Origin of the sequence: Flavobacterium croceum DSM 17960 (assembly GCF_002917885.1) — a bacterium.
In the GTDB taxonomy this organism is placed as follows: domain Bacteria; phylum Bacteroidota; class Bacteroidia; order Flavobacteriales; family Flavobacteriaceae; genus Flavobacterium; species Flavobacterium croceum.
The window spans coordinates 20209-40414 of sequence record NZ_PQNY01000013.1 but is presented as its reverse complement, the minus strand read 5'-3'; the positions used below and the strand labels follow the sequence as shown (position 1 = coordinate 40414).

Genomic DNA, 20206 nt, shown 5'->3' with positions numbered 1-20206 from the left:
AATAATTTGCTTAAAATGGCTGTACAGTTACAATTGTTACTGTGTAACATTAGTAACAAAAAAACACATTGCTTAAGTAAACAATGTGTTTATTTATGAAATAGAAAAAGTCTTAATTTAATACTACTTTTTTGGTTACATAATATTTATCATCAAAAATAAATGTAAGCATCACTGTGGAGTTGTTAGGAGCATCTATTTCAAAATCAAGAGTATTATTTCCAATATGCGAACCTTGAATTTCTCCATCATCTATAATCTTACCGTCTAAACTGCTTATAAAATAATCTAATGTTACTATTTTATCTACATAATACTGTAATTTCACTTTGTTTGTATAACTAGGATTTGGAGAAACAACAATATCATAAGGGTTTTTACCTGGAACACTATAATTATTTAAATCTTGATTTTTAATTAATTTTACTTCATATATTGTACTATTTGCTTGTGTTGTACTCGTTTGATTGGCTGTAAAAGGGTTTTGAGACGGACTGTATAAACCACCTACTATATGCCCAAGTACAATTTCGTTTGAAGTTATTTCGTCTAATTTTACAACTTCATTTTCATAATGAGGAAGCGCTTTATTTGTAATAAACTCTGCACTAGCTCCTTTTAATGCGGGCATTACTTCTGGTTGTTGAAATTCTTGCAAAGTACCATCGGCAAATCGTGTTACTCTACTTATTGTGTTTACAAAAGGAACATTAGTATCTTGTATTAACGTTGTACCATTGTAATAATACTGACTCATTCCGCCAAAAAACAAGTTGTGCATTTGGTTGTTTTCGGCAGTATATAAAGAAACTTTTGCACTATGATAATTACTCAAATATTGGTTGAAATTTGTTTGAGGAAAATACCCACTAGCTTTTATATCTACAGGATATAAAAAAGGTAAATCAACATTTATTTGAAATACACCCGAAGAAATAGTATATCCTTGTTCTCCATTTGGAAAAATTTGAGGCATTAAATTGTAATCTCTTCTATGCAAATGAATTGCATCTGTAATGGTTTCATAATTGGAAATACTTAAGCCATTTGCCGTATTGTTAATCGTAAATTTTTTAATTTGATTTGAATACGTTTGTGTAAATGTTGGGTTATTCATAGGGTTATATCTGCCATCAAATCGATGCCCACCCACCAAATAAAATGTATTAGCAATTTTACCTAATTGACCTCCATTTATAGCCAAATTTTCGTCTGAAATTTGTTTAAAATAAGTATCTATATTGCCATTATTTATAATAGCATCTATTAAATTAGGTACATCTATTGCTGTGAGCTTATTAAAAGTAATATGGTCTTGAGCTGTTTCTGAAAATGCATAACCTCCTATTAAATAAAGCGTTGTATTATCTTGATAAAAATTAAAATTTGTTGCCTGCAACTGCTCTTTTAAAGGTATAGGCAAATTTGCAATAGACTTTGTCCAAAATTGAGAAGTAGCAACATCTACTACATATAAATTGGTATTATTACTAGATGCAGGAAAAGCATTAAAAGGTTGTCTAGCATGTATGCCGTCTAGCCTGCCTCCTACAATAAGCCATTTGCCGTTGTGCTGCCCAAAAGCAAAAGAGTGTATACCTGGAAAATTGGGTATTGAAACTGGAGTAAGCTGAATTTGATAATTAAACGATGTATTGTTTTGAGTATACGCTATACATACACTCATCAACAATACAAAAATGATAGTATTTTTCATTAATGTAATAATTGATTAAACTTTAAATTAAATATGTTTTAATAAATATTACAGTAATTCTGGAGGTTGCCAAGGCGTATTATTAAATTTTGACTTTATAAAATTGCTTATATGTATATTATTTTTAATAACATACGAAAAAGTATTACTAAATACTGGCTCATTAGTTTCAAAAACAATAAATACAGAAATAGAAGATGAGAAGTTTAACAAACACTTTTCATTTTGACAACTTCCCGCTTTTGATGTATTGTCTAGAATAGATTTTTCGTTACAAATAGATGGCTTTATTTGTTCTTTTATAGCCTTTACACTTGGTAAAAAGGTTATCAAACCAAAAAATATACAAATAAATATAGATATGAAACGCATAAAACAAATGTAAATAAATCAAAGAGTTATCTAGGTAACAATAGTTACAAAAAAAGCGTTTCAATAAAGAAACGCTTAGCAATTTTATGATACAAAATAAAAATTATTCTGCTTTTTTCTCTTCTGCTTTTTTGTGAGAGCAACATCCTCCTTTTTTCTCTCCTTTTTCGCAAGATTTCTTCTCGTCAGCAGAACAAGATTTTTCTGTTTTTGCTTTTTTCTTTTTTTGCTTTGGCTCTTGCTCTTGAGCAGATACGTTCATTGAAAATAATAAAGCCGATACAGCCAATATTGATGCTAATTTTTTCATCTTTTTTTATTTTTAAAATTGATACTAATTTGATGTAAATATATAATATGTTTTTAAAGTAATAAAGTTAATTAACTTTTTTATAACTCCAAATGGCTAAAAAATTTACCAGTATTGCATACGCTAGTATAATCATAAAATGTATACGAACCTCATAAAAATCAGATCCTTTAAGCATAACCATTCGTGTAAATTCTACAAAATATCGTATCGGATTGATATACGTTATCCTCTGAGCCCAAACGGGCATACTTTCTATAGGAGTAAAAAGTCCGCTCATTAAAATAAATACTACCATAAAAAACCAAGATATAAACATAGATTGTTGCTGAGTTTCGGTAAAATTGGAAATAAATAATCCAATGCCCAAAATAACCATAAGGTATAAAGCTGCAAAACCATAAATAATAAACACATTTCCCAAAATTGGAATAGAAAAAACTATTTTGGCAATGAGTAAACCAATGGTAAGAACCAACAACCCGATAACCCAAAATGGAAATAATTTTCCTACAATAAATTGATGTTTTTTTATAGGCGTAACATTAATTTGCTCTAGAGTTCCTATTTCTTTTTCACGTACAATATTCATTCCCGATAAAAAAAGAGTTAGCATCGTTACCAATAAAACTAAAATACCTGGTACCATATAGGTTTTGTAATTTAGTGTGTTATTGTACCAAAAAGAAGGTATCGCAATTACATTAAAATAAGGTTTGTTTTCAGAATCAAAAGAAGTCATGACCAATTCTGATTTTATGCTTTGGTTAAAATCTTTAATAACCTGAGTAACATACACATTTTCTATTCCCGCTGCAGCGCCATCTATAGCATTGATAATTACAGATAGAGAAGTTTGGTTATCGTTAAGAAGTTTTTTTTCTAAATGATTTGGAATTTCTACAATAACATCAACTTTACCTTGCTCCATACTCGCTTCGGCATCTTTTATCGTAGAAAAATTTTCAGATAGACTAAAAATAGATACCGATTGAAATTTACTAATAAGTTTGTACGATGTTTGAGAATTATCATGATTTACAAAACCAATTTTAATGTTTTTTATTTCAAATGAAGCCGCATTTGATAAAATAAGTAATTGCATAAAAGGCATTACAAACAACAAAGGCAACATCGCTTTATTTCTAAAAATTTGTTTGAATTCTTTTTGAATTATAAATAAAATAATTTTCATGTAATACACGTTTTATTAAGACTTACTCCAATCTTATTTTGTATTTTTTCATACTCAATAGCATAAAAATCATTGTCATAAAGAGTAAAATAAGGGTTTCTTTCCATATAAATTGAATTCCAACACCTTTAAGCATAATGGCTTTTACAATACTAATAAACCATTTTGCTGGAATAATATTACTGATAATTTGCATAGGCAAAGGCATACTCGATATAGGAAAAATAAACCCAGAAAGTATGATAACGGGTAGCATAAGCCCCATTAGCGAAATCATCATGGCAGTTTGTTGTGAATTGGAAATTGTAGAAATTAAAATTCCTAAGGCTAAAGCGGTTATTATAAATAAAATGCTTTCTAAAGTTAGTAAAAATAAACTTCCGTTTATAGGCATTTTAAATACAAAAAAGCCCAATCCAACAATGATAATGGCATTGATAATCGATAAAAATATATAAGGAAAAACCTTGCCTAGTATTACCAAAATTGGTTTTAAGGGAGAAACCAAAAGTATTTCCATAGTGCCTAATTCTTTTTCGCGTGCAATAGAAATAGAAGTCATCATGGCAGAAACAAGCATTAAAATTACAGTCATTACACCAGGTACAAAAGTATATACACTCTTGAGTTCTGGATTATATCGCCATTGTGATTCTATGGCTATATCGTATTTTGAATGTGCATTGTGATTTATTTCTTTAGAATAATTTTGAAGTATGGCATTTACATAAGCAGTAATGGTATTGGCGGTATTGGGCTCAGTAGCATCTGTTATTACTTGAACTTTGGCTAGTGATGTTGTTTGAATTTTTTTATTAAAATTAGATTCAAAAATGAGTACTGCTTTTACTTTTCCTGATTTAAAAATAGGTTCTATCTCGCTTTCTGCATGAAGTACTTTTTCTATTTCAAAATAAGGTGAAGCAGCAATTTTGTGAATGATTTTTTGGGTTTCAACATCTTTAGATTTATCCAATACGGCAATAGAAACATTATTAATTTCATTTGTAATGGCAAAACCAAAAAGTAAAATTTGTACCAATGGCATTCCAAAAAGAATAATCATAGAGCGTCTATCTCTAAAAATATGAAAAAACTCTTTTTTTACAAACCCAATAAAAACTTTTCTGTTCATGCTATTCTATATTACGTGCCAATTTTAAAAATACATCATTCATAGAGTTTACTCCATAGATTTCTTTCAATCCTTTGGGGCTATCTAGTGCTTCTATACTTCCATCAACCATAATCGATACTCTATCACAATATTCGGCTTCATCCATGTAATGTGTTGTTACAAATATGGTAGTACCTGTATGTGCTTTGGCGTAAATCATTTCCCAAAATTGTCTTCTTGTTATTGGATCTACACCACCCGTTGGCTCATCTAAAAAAACAATTTGAGGCTCGTGTAGCATAGCCACCGAAAACGCCAATTTTTGTTTCCAACCCAAGGGTAAAGAAATTACCAATTGATCTATGTAGTTTTCCAATTCAAGTTCTTGTACTAATTGTTCGGTTTTTTGTTTAATTTCTTGTCTTGATAATCCATAAATTCCTCCAAAAAAAACAATATTTTCACGAATTGTTAAATCGTCATACATTGAAAATTTTTGGCTCATATAACCAATATTTCTTTTCACTTTTTCGCTATCTGTTTGTACATCAAAACCTGCAACAACAGCAGTGCCTCTTGTAGGCTTTGAAATTCCTATTAGCATTTTTATTGCAGTGGTTTTTCCTGCGCCATTTGCTCCTAAAAACCCAAAAATTTCACCTTTTTTAACATCAAAACTTATACCTTTTACGGCTGTAAAATTGCCAAAAGTTTTGGTTAGGTTTTCTACTTTTATCATTGTATTTTGTGGCATAACTAACTTAAATCCATAAAAATATCTTCTATAGTTGGTTCTATTTTATTTACTTCTATATCAGAATGATTTTTAGTTTTCAAATAATTTTCTATCTCCTTTTTCGATACCAAATCTGTTTTTGCTATAAAGTGCATCGAATCTCCAAATGCGAATACACTATGTTTGTGTTCAAATGCTTTTAAATCTTCAAGCAATAGATATTTGTTTGACGATTTAATATTCCAAATTATCTTTGAAAAATTTTGTATTAATCTTTGTGGTGTATCTATTTTAAGAATTTTACCTTTTTGAATAAGTGCAATTCTATCGCACAAAGAAGCTTCGTCCATATATGGTGTAGAAACCAAAATTGTAATTCCAAATTGCTTTAGTCTTTTGAGCATTTCCCAAAATTCTTTTCTAGATACAGGGTCTACGCCTGTTGTAGGCTCGTCTAAAAATAATACTTTAGGTTTATGAATTAGTGCACAGCATAATGCTAATTTTTGTTTCATACCGCCAGATAATGCCCCTGCCCTACGGGCTTTGTAGGGTTCTATTTGCGTGTAAATATCTTTTATTAAATGGTAATTTTCAGAAATAGTTGTTCCAAAAATTGTGGCAAAAAACTGCAAATTTTCTTCGACTGTTAAATCTTGGTACAACGAAAATTTACCAGGCATATAGCCAACTATATTTCGTATTTGTTTGTATTGCTGTACAACATCTAAACCTGCAACAGTAACCTTACCACTATTTGGAATAAGCAAAGTAGTAACGATTCTAAAAATAGTAGTTTTACCAGCACCATCTGGACCAATAAGACCAAAAAGTTCTCCTTTGTTTACTTCAAAAGAAATATCTTGAATGGCTGTAGTATTTTGATATTTTTTAGAAATATTTTCTACTAGAATACCCATATTATTTATTGTTTAAGCCACATTTCTGCGGGCATTCCTATTTTTAAATAGCCATCGTTTTTTACGGTTACTTTTACAGCATAGACTAAATTTACACGCTCTTCTTTGGTTTGAATTACTTTTGGGGTAAATTCCGCTTGAGAAGAAATCCAAGATATTGTTCCTTGATACGGTTTCATACTATTTTCTGTATCGACTTTTACAGTAACTTTTTGTCCTATTCTAATATTCGACAATTGTTTTTCGCTTACATAAACTCGAAGTTCCAATTTTGATATATCTGCTAGTTTAAAAAGAGGTTTACCAAAAGCCGTAACTTCTCCTTGCTCTACATATTTGGTTAATACCGTTGCCGAAATTGGACTATAAATGCTACTTTTTTTTATCTGATCGTTTATTTTTTCTATTTGCACGTCTACCGATTTAACTTCGGTCGCAATGGGTGTGTTTTGGGTTTTTGCGTTTTTAATTTGCTCTAAAATGACTTTTACTTTTCCATCAATTTCATCTACTTGTCTTTTGGTTGCAGCATTTTCACGATACATAGCTACAACTCTACTTTGTTCTATTTGAGCCGTTTTTAACTGCTGTTTTAAAACCTCAACTTGTGTCGCTACATACTCCGTTTTTGAAGATACAGTATTTTTTGTTGCCAGCAATTGTTGTTTTATGTAATACAATTGTGTAGTATCTATTACTGCCAATAGTTGGTTTTTTTTAACAAAGTCGCCTTCTGCTGGAATTATTTTTGTTATTTTTCCGCTAGATTCTGAAGAAATTGTAATTTCTGTAGCCTCAAAGTTTCCATAACCATCTGCCTTTTCATTTTTTTTAGAACAAGAAAAAATAGCTAGAAATAAGGTTAAATAAATTATATTTTTTGTAAGCTTTTTCATATGTTTAAATTTTATTTTTTAATGGTAACCTATGGTATCGCCTTTTTAATCATAGGTGTTTGCTTACACAAACTTGTTGATAATGGCGATTTCATAGATATGTATTTATTTTATTATTTGATAATTAGCTTGAGCTAAATAAAGTTGTACTTTATGTAATTTTTCGTTTGTTTTTGCTTCAAAAAGATTCGTTGCTTCTACCAAATAATCGGCAGAAGTAATTACTCCATTACGCATTTGAGCATCGGCGCTTTTAAGTATCTTTTCTCGAAGAGCAATAATATCTTGATCTTGTTGAAGAAAAGACTTTAATTTTTGTATTTCGAGTTCGGTCTCTTTACGTTGTGCATTTTTATTTAAATCAAAGACTTCTTTTTCAGTTTCTATGATTTGAGAATTAATAAGAAGACTTTGTTTTTCAATTTTGATTTTATTCCAATCAAATAGGTTCCAGTTTAATTTTATTCCTGTATAATAGAAACTCTCAAATGAATTTTTAAGCATATTTAAAGCTGGATTTCCATAACCCAATTGTGCAAAAGCATTTATTTTTGGCAATCTAGATTTGTCTAAAACTTGTTTGGACAACTCAATTTCTTTATTTTTCAAATTAAAATACTCATATTCAGGTCTTGTACTTGTTATTTCTGAAAATTCGTATTGAAACTTTGCATCGTCAGCAATTTTTGCACCCAATACTTGTGATAAATTTGAAATATTCTTTAATTTTTCTGTTTGAAAGTCTGTAATTTGCTGATCTATTTTTATATTTTCTACTTCCAAAACTTGTTCAGATGCGGGTAAAACAGCTCCATTTTTTACGGCTACTTTTATCTCTTTTATTTTTGAAAGTAACAACTGTTGTTTTGCTTTGAGTAATTCTATTTTTTCTTGATAAAGTAAAACTGTAAAATAATACTGATTTATTTTTGGCTTTAATTGATACAAGTTTACAAGCACAGATTGTTTTTGTGATGCTGTTTGTGCTGCTTTTGATTTGATGCTAGCATCTGTAAGTCCTCCGTTGTAAATTAATTGTGTTACATCTAGCGTAGTTCTATATTGATCTTTATTAAGCGGACTGATAGATACATTTGGCAATGAAATAGGCATCATTGTTACTTCCGACTGATATGTAACTTGAGCATTTACATCTATTTTTGGTAACTTATTTTTTGACAATGCTTTTGTATCAAAATTATTTTTTTGGTCTAATAACGAAATTTGTTGTGCCAATGGATAATTTTTTTCTGCCAATTGATAACATTCGAGCAAAGAAATATTTTGTGAATATACTACTGAAGTAAAAAACAGAAGTAAAGCTACTATTTTATTCATTTTTAATTGCATTTATAATTTGTTCGGCAATAAGTGTTTTTCGTTCGTGCATAAGCGTATTAAATTCTTCTTGAGAAATTTGTAACAAGCCCTTAACCAACATAGGGGCTGCAAACGGAAAAACAGTCATTGAAAAAATATTTAATAGTAATTGTTTCGGATTTATAGGCTTAATAATTCCTTGAGCAATTTCGGTTTCTATTTGTTTAAATAATACTGTAGGCTTAGGAGCATTTTCATTTTGAAGTACTTTTTGAACAAAATCGGGGTTGTTATTCATTTCTTGTATAATAAAAGCCGGCAAATATTGATTGTGAACTATAAACGATATGTATTCATCTGTAAAACTTCGAATTTTATCAAAAAGAGACATTTCAGACATGAATATTATATTCATTTTTGGAGCTATTTTATAGAATGCGTTCAAAAAAACGGCTTCAAATAACTGTTCTTTACTTCTAAAAAAATAATGTAACATTGCTTTATTTATTCCCGCTTCATTGGCAATTTCTTGCATTCTAGCACCTGCGTATCCTTTTTTTTCAAATATTTTTTGAGCGGCTTGAAAAATTTTTTCTTCGGTTGTCATTTAACTTTTTAGTTTAACCATTTGGTTAGCAAATATACAAAAAAATAGATTACTCTATTTTTTATTTTTATTATCAGAAAACAAACTAAATAACAATCCACCCATTAATGCACCATAAAGTGTACTATTTACTGGTTTTGAAGTAATAGCACATGTACCCGAGGCGCATCCAACATATTTATAATACAAGTAACCGCATAAAGCACCTACAAATATTCCTACAAAAGCTAAAATAATATTTTTTGAAATGTATTTCATTTATATTGATTTGTCTACTATTACTTGAATAATATCTTCTTTTGATAAAACACCCGATTGTCTACACAACATTTGACCATTTTGAAAGAGCATCATAGTAGGCACACCGCGTACTTGGTAACTCGAAGCTATCTCTTGGTTTTGATCTACATCAATTTTAAGTATTGTTATTCTATCGCCTAAACTATCTTTTACTTGTTTAAGTATAGGTCCTAACATTTGACAAGGGCCACACCAAGTTGCAAAAAAATCAATCAATACAGGTTTTTCTGAATTTATTAAATCGCCAAAACTACTTTTCATTTTCTTTTTGTTTATAATTTACACCACATGAATTTGTACTACATCCTACATTAAATAATGCTTGAAACAAGAAAAACAAACCAAACACAATAAAAAACCATTCGTGGGTAGTATAAGCCTGAAAAAACAAAAAAATGGCAAAGGCTAAGCGAATGATACGCATGATATGCCAATTGGAAAATAAAATTGTTTTCATAATAATTAGATTATTTTAAAGTAGATGGACATACATAATTTGTAACAGGTATTTCGGTTTGTTTTAATGCCGAGAAACCTCCTAGTACATTTATAACATTGTGATATCCTCTAGATTTTAATATTGATGCCGCTATCATAGAGCGATAACCTCCTGCACAATGCAAATAAAATGGTTTTTCTTTTGGAAATTCTGCAACAAAATCGTTTATAAAATCCAAAGGTGTAGAAGAAACATTTTCAATGTGCTCCGATTGATACTCACCTGGTTTTCTCACATCAAATACTAACGGGTTTTCATGCCATTTTTGAGCCAATTGAGTAGCGGTTACAGAAGTTATGGTATCATATTCTTTACCCGATTTTTTCCAAGTTTCAAAACCTCCATCAAGGTAACCTATTGTGTTATCATAACCTACTCGCGACAAACGAATAATGGTTTCTTCTTCTTTACCTTTTGGTGTAACTAATAGTATTGGTTGTTTATAATCTAAAATAAGCGCACCCACCCAAGGAGCAAATCCGCCAGAAAGACCAATAAAAATTGAGTTTGGAATATGTCCTTCTTCAAATTCATCTTGGTGTCTAACGTCCAAAATAAGCGCATTTGTTTCGTTGGCTATATTCTCAAAATCATCTGAGTTGAATGCTGATGCTTTTTCTACAATAGTATACACATCATCATAACCTTGCTTATTGAGTTGCACATTCATAGGGAAATAAGCGGGTGGTGGTAATAAACCATCGGTTACTTCTTTTATAAACTCATCTTTAGTCATATCGGTTCTTAGAGCATAGTTGGTATTTTTTTGTTCTCCCAAAGTACCAACGGTCTCTTTGCTTAAATTTTTACCACATGCGCTACCTGCTCCATGTGCTGGATAAACAATAACATCGTCTTCTAATGGCATAATTTTATTACGAAGACTATCGTATAAAAGACCTGCTAATTCTTCTTGAGTCATATTTGCCGCTTTTTGAGCCAAATCTGGGCGACCAACATCGCCTAAAAATAAGGTGTCTCCACTAAATAAAGCGTAATTTTTACCTGTTTTGTCTTTTAATAAATAACAAGAACTCTCCATAGTATGTCCGGGAGTATGTAGGCAGGTTATTGTAATATCTCCTAAGGTAAAAACCTCGTTATCTTTGGCTATGTACGATTCAAAGCTCGGTTTAGCCGTAGGCCCATATATAATTTTAGCTCCTGTTTTATGCGCCAAAGAAACATGTCCGCTAACAAAATCGGCATGAAAATGAGTTTCAAAAATATATTTTATTGTAGCATTATTTTGTTTTACTTTATCTAAATAAGGTTGTACCTCTCGCAACGGATCTATTATTGCAACTTCTCCATTCGATTCTATATAATAAGCACCCTGAGCTAAACAACCTGTATATATTTGTTCTATAACCATGTTTAAAATTTTAAGTAAAAGTAGTCAGTTTTTACAATATAGTAAGCAACGTTTGTTACATTTTAACAAATAGAAAAGCATCTCGAAAGATGCTTTAAGAATTTTATAAAACGGATTACCTAATTATAACAATGTTGTAGGGCAAACATAATCTGATTTTGGTAGAGCTGTTTTTTTTATTTCATTGAAACCGCCTTCTACATCTACAAAATTATCAAATCCTTTTTGTTTTAATATAGATGCTGCTATCATGCTACGATAGCCTCCTAAACAATATACTATAAAAGGCTCTGTTTTTGATAATTCTGATAAGCGACTTGAAAGTACATTTAGTGGAATATTAAGCGATCCTTCTATATGCTCAGATTCGTACTCGCTAGATTTTCGAACATCGATTAATTTTAAATTAGGCTCTGTTTTATATTTTCTTTCGAGTTCTTGAGCAGTAATTCTTTGTACTCTATCTATTTCGCGATCACTATTTTTCCAAGATTTGAATCCACCGTCTAAATACCCAATAGCGTGGTCGTAGCCTACTCTAGAAAGACGGATAATAGCCTCGTCTACTTTACTATTATCTTCGGCAACAATGAGAATTTTTTGATTAAGATCAAAAATAAGTTCGCCTACCCAAGAGGCAAAATTTCCTTCTAACCCAATATTAATACTATTAGGTATAAAACCTTTGGCAAATTCTTCTGCTCTTCGGGTGTCTAAAATTAATGCTCTAGTTTCATTGGCAACAATTTCAAAAGATTTAGCATCGTAAGGTTTGTGTGCACGGTGCATTATGGTATCTAAACTTTCGTAACCATTGATATTCATTAAAACATTTTTAGGAAAATATTGTGGTGGCATTGTTAAACCTGTAAGCAAGGCTAGTACAAAATCATCTTCGCTCAAATTTGGATTTAAGGCGTAATTGGTTTTCTTTTGATTGCCAAGTGTATCGGTAGTTTCTTTACTCATGTTTTTACCACAAGCACTACCTGCTCCATGATTAGGATATACAATTAAATCATCTGAAAGTGGCATTAATTTATTTCTCAAAGAATGATAGAGTAATCTTGCCAACTTATCTTGCGTTAAATCTGCGATTACATGTTGGGCTAAATCGGGTCGGCCAACATCACCTATAAATAAAGTATCTCCTGTAATGATACCTTCTTCTATACCTTTTTCATTAATTAATAAAAAACAAGAACTTTCCAACGTGTGCCCTGGTGTGTGTATTAATTTTATTTTTGATGAACCTAATTCAAAAATTTCTTCATCTGTGCCAACATACATTTCAAAACCTGTTTTCATGGTTGTAGGCCCATATACTATAGTTGCGCCTGTTTGTTTGGCTAAATCGACATGACCTGAAACAAAATCGGCATGAAAATGAGTTTCAAAGATGTATTTGAGCTTTACATTATCTCGTTGTAATCTTTCTATATAAGGTTGGGTTTCTCGTAACGGATCTACAATGGTTGCTTCTCCTTCAGAAACTATATAATAAGCTGCTTCAGCAATACATCCTGTGTATATTTGTTCTATTTTCATAATGATCGTATTTTTTTCAAAATTAACATCTTGAAAGTTCTATTAACATGACAAATATCAAGTTTTAAAAACTACTAAAAATCAATTATTTAAGCAAGAACAACCTCTTTAAAAACTATAAATATAGCCATTACTATAATAAAATAACCAAAGTAAACTTTTAAGGTATTTGCAGGGATTTTGTAAGATAATTTATTCCCAATAAACACCCCAAAAAAAGCAAAAGAGGTAAACTGAAGTAATAATTTCCAATCGATATTCGAAGACGAAACATCTCCTAAAAAACCCATAAGTGATTGTAGAGCAACAATAAATAGCGATGTGCCTACAGCTATTTTCATGGGTGTTTTGGCAAGTAATAACAACGCCGGAATAATAAGAAACCCGCCACCAGCTCCTACAAAGCCAGCTATCGCACCAATTAATAAACCATAAAAAATTATGAGTACGTATGATGATTGAGTTTCTTTTTCTTTTGTGATTTGTAAAGGACGTATCATTTGCAATGCTGCAAAAAACATAACTACAGCAAATACAAGCATAATTAGCATTGATTTTGATACACTATATTCTGGGTATATCGTAATATATTTAGGAATATGTGCTACGATAATTTTTCGAGTAAACAATACACTTGCTATTGTTGGAATACCAAATAAAACTACTTTGTTAAAATCTACCAATTTTTGCAAGGCTTTTTGAATGCCAGCAAACAAAGCGGTAATTCCAACTACAAACAATGAATATGTTGTAGCCAAAACTGGTTCTATTTTAAACACATATACAAAAATAGGCACCGATAATATAGAACCTCCACTTCCTAAAAGCCCAAGACTTATACCTATAAATACTGCTAGTAAATAGCCTATTATTTGCGTTGTATACATACACCTATATTTGAGGTAAAAATAACCGTACTGAGCAATAATATTTGTAATATTTGTTACTTACGGTTTAGCAATTCGATTGATGCTCTGTGGAGTCTAATTTTACCGTCGTTTTCCAATGCCTTGAGTAATCTAGAAACAACAACTCTAGAGGTGTGCAAGTCGTAAGCAATTTCTTGATGCGTACTTTGAATTTGATTACTCTTATTTATTTTTGCTTTATCATACAAATAATTAAGTAATCTATCGTCCATATTCAAAAATGCAAGACTATCTATAGCAGAAAGCATTTCTTTTAACCTATTATTATAGCTATTAAATACATAATTGCGCCAACTTTTGTATTTACCCATCCACTCTTCTATATTGCTCACGGGTATCATTACTACTTGACCACTGGTCTCTGCAACCGCACGAATTTCGCTGCGCTTATCACCCATACAGCAAGCCATAGACATAGCACAAGTATCCCCTTTTTCTATAAAATATAAAAGTAATTCACCTTCATCAAAATCTTCTCGTAATATTTTAATAGCACCATGAACCAAAATTGGCATTTTTTTTATGTAATCGCCAAAATCGATAAGCACATCTCCTTCTTCAAAATCTCTTAATAATGATACATGAGCTATTTCATCAATTAATTTTTCTTCAAAAATATGACCGTAACTTTCTTGTAAAATTTCTTTAATATTCATACTTATTTTGTATTTCGAAAATTTGATTCATAAGTAGTTATCCAACTTTCAACGGTGAATTTTGTAAGTAATTCGGCTATCAAAGTATATGGAATATCGTCCATTTTTTTAAAACGAATACAACTTTTACCCATATCCAATTTATATTTGGAATGTTTTGGATATTCTGTTTCAAACCAATTTTTAATATCTTCATTAGCGTACAACCCCATATGATAAAGCGCTATAAAGTTTTTTTGTGAAGCTATATTAATAAAAGGTAATGGCAAAGAACTATCGCAATGATAACCTGCTGGGTACATAGATTTTGGAACAAAATAGGCTAACATATTGTAGGTAAAGCCTTCTTCAAACCCTTGTGGTAAATTCTCTACACATAGATTTCTAAGCTTTTCAAAAGCTTGTTTTCTATCGGGTTCTAATGCCTGAATATACTGGGTAATTTCTTCTACATTATTTTGTTTCATATAGGTCTTCTTTGTAAAACAAAAATACTATTATTTTTTTTAATAGTTTAGCAACTTCAAAAAACACATTAATATATGTCTGGAAAAAATAAACTTAGAACCGATAAAACTTGTTTAAATTGCAATCATGTAGTAGAAAAAAGATATTGTAGCAATTGCGGACAAGAAAATATAGATTCTAGAAAAAGCTTTTATGAACTTTTTATTCATTTTTTTGAAGATTTAACGCATTATGAAAATGCTTTTTGGAAAACCATAAAAAATCTTATTACAAAACCTGCATCTCTTACCAAAGAATATCTCTCTGGAAAAAGAATGTCGTATTTGGCTCCTATTCGACTGTATATTTTTATAAGTTTTGTTACTTTTTTAACCATAAATATACTAGATAGCACTACCGAAGAACATGAATTAGAAAAATCAAAACCAGAAAAAGAAACGCTATCATCTGTTGAAAAACAAATTATTGAATTACAAAAAAGTGGCGAAATTGGAAAAAAAGAAGCCGACTCGTTACTACTCGAACTAAAAACGGCTAAAGAGTTAAAAAAAGAAAAATATGGCGATGGTCATTTTTTTAATACCGATTATAAAACGATTGAAGAGTTAGAAAAGGATAGAAATTTACATCCTGAAAAATTCAATGCTCTTGAATATTGGTTTTTGAAAAAATCTATTCCAATTCATCAAAAGTATACCAATAAAGAAATAAAAGATAAATTCTTTGAAAGTTTAACACATAATATTCCAAAAAGCTTATTTCTATACATGCCTTTATTTGCCTTTGCATTATGGTTATTTCATGGTAAAAAGAAATGGTACTATTTTGATCATGGTATATTTACGCTTCATTATTTTTCATTTTTATTATTAATGATATTACTAAGTGTATTAATAGGTTATATATTTTCATATTTTGATAATTGGTTTTTTACTAGTTTAGTAGTGATAATTAACTTCGGTTTATTTATTTGGACTTTCTATTATTTCTTTCCTGCGCACCATCGTTTTTATGGAGAATCAAGAACTGTTTCATTTTTTAAATCGCTGGCGTTGTTATTTATTAATTTCTTTTTAATACTATTTATAGTGATTGCTCTCGTTATTTATTCGTTCATTAATATCCACTAATTATGCTTAAACTAAGTAAATACATAATTGTTTTAGGAGTAGTAGTCTCTATTATTTCTTGTAAATCTTCTCAAGGAATAAGCTCAGACAAAAATAAAAATACGGCTGTAAACCTTCGTGAATATCTCAATACTATTACTGCCACCGAGCTTAAAGAACATCTTACAATTATCGCCTCAGATGATATGCAAGGAAGAGAAACTGGAAGTCAAGGACAAAAAAAAGCTGGAAACTATTTAGTAGAACAATATAAAAAGTTTGGAATACCAGCGCCTACAAAATTAGGAAGTTACTACCAAACTGTTCCTGCTGCATTTCTCAATGCAAAAAAGAATGAAGGTTTGCCCGATTCTGAAAATATAATGGCTTTTATAGAAGGTACCGAAAAACCAAACGAAATTGTAGTCTTATCTGCGCACTATGACCATGTTGGTGTAAAAAATGGTGAAGTATACAATGGTGCAGACGATGACGGTTCAGGTACTGTAGCGCTTATTGAAATTGCACAAGCTTTACAAAAAGCAAAAAAAGAAGGACGTGGCCCTAAACGTTCAGTACTTATTTTACATGTAACAGGCGAAGAACATGGCTTACATGGTTCTCGCTACTATTCTGAAAATCCGGTTTATGAATTATCAAATACTGTTGCCGATGTAAATATTGATATGATAGGAAGAAGAGATAACTTTCATCAAAATTCTAATAATTATATCTATTTAATAGGTTCTGATTATCTATCGTCAGAATTATATCAAGTATGTGAAGATATGAATAAAAAATACATCAATACTACAATAGACTATAAGTATAATGATAAAAAAGATCCTAATAAATTTTATTATCGTTCTGATCATTACAATTTTGCTAAACATAATATTCCCTCTGTATTTTTATTTAATGGTACGCACGAAGATTACCACAAACCAACAGACGATGTTGATAAGATAGAATTTGACGCCTTAGAAAAAAGAACAAAATTTGCTTTGGCTATTGTATGGGAAATTGCCAATAGACCAGAAAAACTAAAAGTTGATAAACTAACAACCGATAAAAACTAGTATTGATAAAATATTTTAAATCTTTAAGATAAATTTATTTTACTCGATTTCAATAAAATAATCTTATCAATAAAAACTCAAAAAAAGTTATATACACTTGTAAAATTCTTTAAACAATTAAGTAGTGAATTTTACACTATAAGCAACGTTATAATGCAAAAGTTGTAGTTGACTATATGATGAATCCGTTTCTAATTTTAAAAAAAGAAAGTAGTTTAAAAATTAATGTTAAAAAATCGAGTAATGTAATTCATTTAGTTACCAAATTAAGGAAAAACATAAAAACTAAATTAGTAATCTATTCACGGTGAATTTTTTTTTTGAGATAATTTTTTAATATTAATCCAAAAATTCTTCAAACTATTACAACCCTATTTTTACTGAAGTCATTGTTAGCGAACCTCCTACAGCTTTGTCGTTAAAGAATGTTATCGTGTCTTTTTGGGCTTGCAATCCTAAAGTGTATAATAATGGGAAGTAATGATCTGGTGTAGGAATAGCCAATGATGAAGCTTTGTGCAATTTTGTATACTCTATTAACGACTTTACATCGCCTTTACTTATTTTATCTTTAAAAACAGTATTCATTTCTATTGCCCAATCATAACCATATTCGGGTTCATTGAGTTTATCCCAAGCTACGGCTCCAAGATTGTGTACCATATTACCGCTACCTATTACCAATACTCCTTTTTTTCTTAATGCTAGCAATTCTTTACCCAAATCATAATGAAATTGAGCTGGTTTTCCATAATCTATACTAAGTTGTAATACAGGAATGTTAGCATCTGGATACATATGTCTTACTACAGTCCACACTCCATGATCCAAACCCCATTCATGATCTAGTTCTACTTTGGTAGAAGTAACCAATTTGGTAGTGTCGAGAGCTAAACTTGGATTGCCCGGTGCTGGATATTGTACATCAAACAGTTTCTGGGGAAATCCACCAAAATCGTGTATTGTTTTTGGGTGTTCCATAGCCGTAATATAAGTTCCCCTAGTAAGCCAATGTGCCGAAACGACCAATACGGCATTGGGTGTGGGATATTCTTTACCTATTTGTGCCCACGATTGAGAAAACACATTATTTTCTATACCATTCATAGGAGAACCGTGACCAATAAAGTAGGCTGGCAAAGTATAATCTTCTTCTTTTAAAGATTTTGATAAACTAAATAATGGTTCTAAACCAGACATAATAATTCCTCCTAAAGTTAATTGAATAAATCGTTTTCGGTGCATTTGCTTATAAAATTAAGTAAAACAAATTTATATAAATCTGCATCGTAAATGATTAAAAATATTAAAATTAAAAATCTAACAGATTATAGAAAATCTGCTAGATTTTTGTATAAAATTAATCCTAATATAATACGGTGATATGTATAATTTATTTACTCTTCATGTTCATTATCTTCGTGTTCACTCGAAGTATTCATTTGTTGATTTGAAGTACCATTTTCTCTTATCTCTGTATGACGAACTTCACCACCTGTTGTGCCAACTGACTTCGATAAAAAAGCTGCTACTACTGCTAAGACTACAACTACATACGAAACTAAGTTTGCCTTTGCTTTTTGTTTTATATTCATATAAAGACCTATTAACGATGCAATTCCAGACAAATAGGCTACTATAGCAAATTTTTCTGTAGCTTCTTCGTGTATATGAATAATTTTTTTACCAACTTCGGGCATATTTTCTACAAGTTCTTCTGCTCCTTCACCAGTAGCCATACTTATTGCCGAAAATACTGCTGCTATAATAATTAAAAAATAAGAAACATTTTTAACTGTATTATTTTTTAAGAATAATCCTCCTAAAAGAATTATTAATCCTAAAATCATTCCTATAATTGGAAAATGATTAACTACCATGTGTAAATGCGCTTCATTCATAATATATAAAGTTTGTGTTAATTAATAATATCAAAAACTCCTTTGGTTAATATAGACGTTTTATTTGTAACAATATCATTTAGTTTTATTTCAATAAAATCTTCATTGCTAGAACCTTTTTCAACAAATGCTTTGTCAAAAGAATAAACACCTTTTTGATGTGATTTTAAGACTAAAACATAATTTTTACCATTTTCTAAAAATACAGCATCTTTTGGAACCGAAAATCCTTTTTGCGAATCTACTAAAATATTGGCTTGCACAAACATGCCGCTAAGTAGTTTTTGTTTTGTAGCATCATCTAGGTGCCCATGAACATTAATACTTCTATCTTCTCCCTCTACAGATTTACCAATTAAATGCACATAGCCTGTAAAAACATCTTTGCTTGCTTCTGGAACTGTAAATTTAATAGTTTGTTCTTCTTTTATTTTTAATATATCTTTTTCAAATACACTCATTTCTATATGTAAATCATTATTATTTACAATTTCTAGCAATACATCTGTAGGCGAAACAGCCATTCCGTTTACCGCATTCATAACAGATACTACACCAGATATAGGTGCAAAAATGGTTATAGCAGATACTATTTTCCCTTTTTGAACATTGCTAGGGCTTATGTTAAAAATATATAATTTTTGTTGTAATGATTGGTATCTACCCATAGCACTACGGTATTCGCTCTCTGCCTTTAAATAATTTTTTTGCGACGTAATTTTTTCGTTATAAAGTGTTTTTTGTCTATCGTATTCCGATTTAAGAAAACTTATTTGCTCTGCCACATCTAAGTATTCTTTTTGAATATCTACAATTTCGGTACTTTGTATAGAAAGCAATGCTTGCCCTTTTGTTACTTTATCTCCTACTAAAAGTTTGGTGTTTTTAACAAAACCATTGGCAAGTGCTGTAACTTTTGCTTTGTTTTGAGGTGGTACATCAATTCTTCCAGAACATGAAACAGCAACATCAAAATTTCTTTCAACAGGCGAACTTAATTCCATTTTCATGGTATTAAATTGAGTGTCAGAAACTGTAATATAGCTTTGATTTTGAGGAGCTTCTTGTTTTTGGGTTTCTTTACAACTGTAAAAAAATACTATTACAGCTAGTGCTATGATATTCTTTTTTATCATCATTTTTTGTGTCATT

Annotated in this window: 23 protein-coding genes; 2 read left to right on the top strand and 21 right to left on the bottom strand. The window is 30.3% G+C overall.

The annotated features are described in order from the left end of the window. Positions 1–112: 112 nt before the first annotated feature. From Q361_RS10270 to Q361_RS10185, 18 genes are all read right to left on the bottom strand, one after another. Entirely contained in the window at positions 113–1717 is a 1605-nt protein-coding gene (locus Q361_RS10270) for a hypothetical protein (protein ID WP_103726646.1), read from the bottom strand. A gap of 48 nt (positions 1718–1765) precedes the next feature. After that, positions 1766–2089, bottom strand: a complete 324-nt coding sequence (locus tag Q361_RS10265) for a hypothetical protein (RefSeq protein WP_103726645.1) — start codon at positions 2087–2089, stop codon at positions 1766–1768. Between the two features lie 103 nt (positions 2090–2192). Continuing rightward, complete coding sequence (locus tag Q361_RS10260; protein ID WP_103726644.1) at positions 2193–2399, bottom strand: hypothetical protein; 207 nt, start codon at positions 2397–2399, stop codon at positions 2193–2195. A gap of 67 nt (positions 2400–2466) precedes the next feature. Beyond that, on the bottom strand, positions 2467–3594 hold the full coding sequence (locus tag Q361_RS10255; protein WP_103726643.1) for an ABC transporter permease: 1128 nt from the start codon (positions 3592–3594) through the stop codon (positions 2467–2469). A gap of 22 nt (positions 3595–3616) precedes the next feature. Next, a complete protein-coding gene (locus Q361_RS10250) occupies positions 3617–4729 on the bottom strand; it encodes an ABC transporter permease (protein WP_103726642.1) in 1113 nt (370 codons plus the stop codon). Position 4730: 1 nt separating this feature from the next. Continuing rightward, entirely contained in the window at positions 4731–5450 is a 720-nt protein-coding gene (locus tag Q361_RS10245) for an ABC transporter ATP-binding protein (protein ID WP_394335863.1), read from the bottom strand. A 17-nt stretch (positions 5451–5467) separates the two neighbouring features. Beyond that, on the bottom strand, positions 5468–6367 hold the full coding sequence (locus Q361_RS10240; protein ID WP_103726640.1) for an ABC transporter ATP-binding protein: 900 nt from the start codon (positions 6365–6367) through the stop codon (positions 5468–5470). A 5-nt stretch (positions 6368–6372) separates the two neighbouring features. Continuing rightward, a complete protein-coding gene (locus Q361_RS10235; RefSeq protein WP_103726639.1) occupies positions 6373–7263 on the bottom strand; it encodes an HlyD family secretion protein in 891 nt (296 codons plus the stop codon). 105 nt (positions 7264–7368) lie between these two features. Next, positions 7369–8601: a TolC family protein gene (locus Q361_RS10230; RefSeq protein ID WP_103726690.1), complete on the bottom strand. Its 1233-nt coding sequence runs from the start codon at positions 8599–8601 to the stop codon at positions 7369–7371. Then, positions 8594–9190: a TetR/AcrR family transcriptional regulator gene (locus Q361_RS10225; protein ID WP_103726638.1), complete on the bottom strand. Its 597-nt coding sequence runs from the start codon at positions 9188–9190 to the stop codon at positions 8594–8596. Before Q361_RS10225 ends, Q361_RS10230 begins: the two co-directional genes overlap by 8 nt. Before the next feature lie 54 nt (positions 9191–9244). Further along, positions 9245–9448, bottom strand: coding sequence for a DUF6132 family protein (locus tag Q361_RS10220; protein ID WP_103726637.1), 204 nt, complete (start codon positions 9446–9448; stop codon positions 9245–9247). Further along, the gene (gene trxA, locus Q361_RS10215) at positions 9449–9751 is read right to left on the bottom strand and encodes a thioredoxin (RefSeq protein WP_103726636.1); all 303 of its coding nucleotides are present in this window, start codon (positions 9749–9751) and stop codon (positions 9449–9451) included. Next, the gene (locus tag Q361_RS10210; RefSeq protein WP_103726635.1) at positions 9741–9947 is read right to left on the bottom strand and encodes a hypothetical protein; all 207 of its coding nucleotides are present in this window, start codon (positions 9945–9947) and stop codon (positions 9741–9743) included. Before Q361_RS10210 ends, trxA begins: the two co-directional genes overlap by 11 nt. A 10-nt stretch (positions 9948–9957) precedes the next feature. After that, a complete protein-coding gene (locus Q361_RS10205; protein ID WP_103726634.1) occupies positions 9958–11364 on the bottom strand; it encodes an MBL fold metallo-hydrolase in 1407 nt (468 codons plus the stop codon). A gap of 123 nt (positions 11365–11487) precedes the next feature. Beyond that, entirely contained in the window at positions 11488–12912 is a 1425-nt protein-coding gene (locus tag Q361_RS10200; RefSeq protein WP_103726633.1) for an MBL fold metallo-hydrolase, read from the bottom strand. Between the two features lie 89 nt (positions 12913–13001). Next, a complete protein-coding gene (locus Q361_RS10195; RefSeq protein ID WP_103726632.1) occupies positions 13002–13799 on the bottom strand; it encodes a sulfite exporter TauE/SafE family protein in 798 nt (265 codons plus the stop codon). Between the two features lie 56 nt (positions 13800–13855). Next, positions 13856–14497: a Crp/Fnr family transcriptional regulator gene (locus Q361_RS10190; protein WP_103726631.1), complete on the bottom strand. Its 642-nt coding sequence runs from the start codon at positions 14495–14497 to the stop codon at positions 13856–13858. A 2-nt stretch (positions 14498–14499) separates the two neighbouring features. Beyond that, on the bottom strand, positions 14500–14964 hold the full coding sequence (locus Q361_RS10185) for a DUF1801 domain-containing protein (protein ID WP_103726630.1): 465 nt from the start codon (positions 14962–14964) through the stop codon (positions 14500–14502). A gap of 75 nt (positions 14965–15039) precedes the next feature. Here Q361_RS10185 and Q361_RS10180 point away from each other — a divergent pair, with 75 nt between their 5' ends. Both Q361_RS10180 and Q361_RS10175 read left to right on the top strand, forming a co-directional pair. Beyond that, positions 15040–16095 (top strand): DUF3667 domain-containing protein, encoded by a 1056-nt coding sequence (locus Q361_RS10180; RefSeq protein ID WP_103726629.1) that lies wholly within the window; start codon positions 15040–15042, stop codon positions 16093–16095. A gap of 2 nt (positions 16096–16097) precedes the next feature. Next, on the top strand, positions 16098–17153 hold the full coding sequence (locus Q361_RS10175) for a M28 family metallopeptidase (protein WP_103726628.1): 1056 nt from the start codon (positions 16098–16100) through the stop codon (positions 17151–17153). A gap of 363 nt (positions 17154–17516) precedes the next feature. Here Q361_RS10175 and ygiD read toward each other — a convergent pair whose 3' ends face one another. The 3 genes from ygiD to Q361_RS10160 all read right to left on the bottom strand — a co-directional run bounded on the left by ygiD (position 17517) and on the right by Q361_RS10160 (position 20193). Further along, the gene (gene ygiD / locus Q361_RS10170; RefSeq protein WP_211290375.1) at positions 17517–18353 is read right to left on the bottom strand and encodes a 4,5-DOPA-extradiol-dioxygenase; all 837 of its coding nucleotides are present in this window, start codon (positions 18351–18353) and stop codon (positions 17517–17519) included. 197 nt (positions 18354–18550) lie between these two features. Then, a complete protein-coding gene (locus Q361_RS10165; RefSeq protein WP_103726626.1) occupies positions 18551–19054 on the bottom strand; it encodes a DUF2231 domain-containing protein in 504 nt (167 codons plus the stop codon). A gap of 17 nt (positions 19055–19071) precedes the next feature. Further along, positions 19072–20193: an efflux RND transporter periplasmic adaptor subunit gene (locus tag Q361_RS10160; RefSeq protein WP_245874626.1), complete on the bottom strand. Its 1122-nt coding sequence runs from the start codon at positions 20191–20193 to the stop codon at positions 19072–19074. Positions 20194–20206 lie beyond the last annotated feature (13 nt).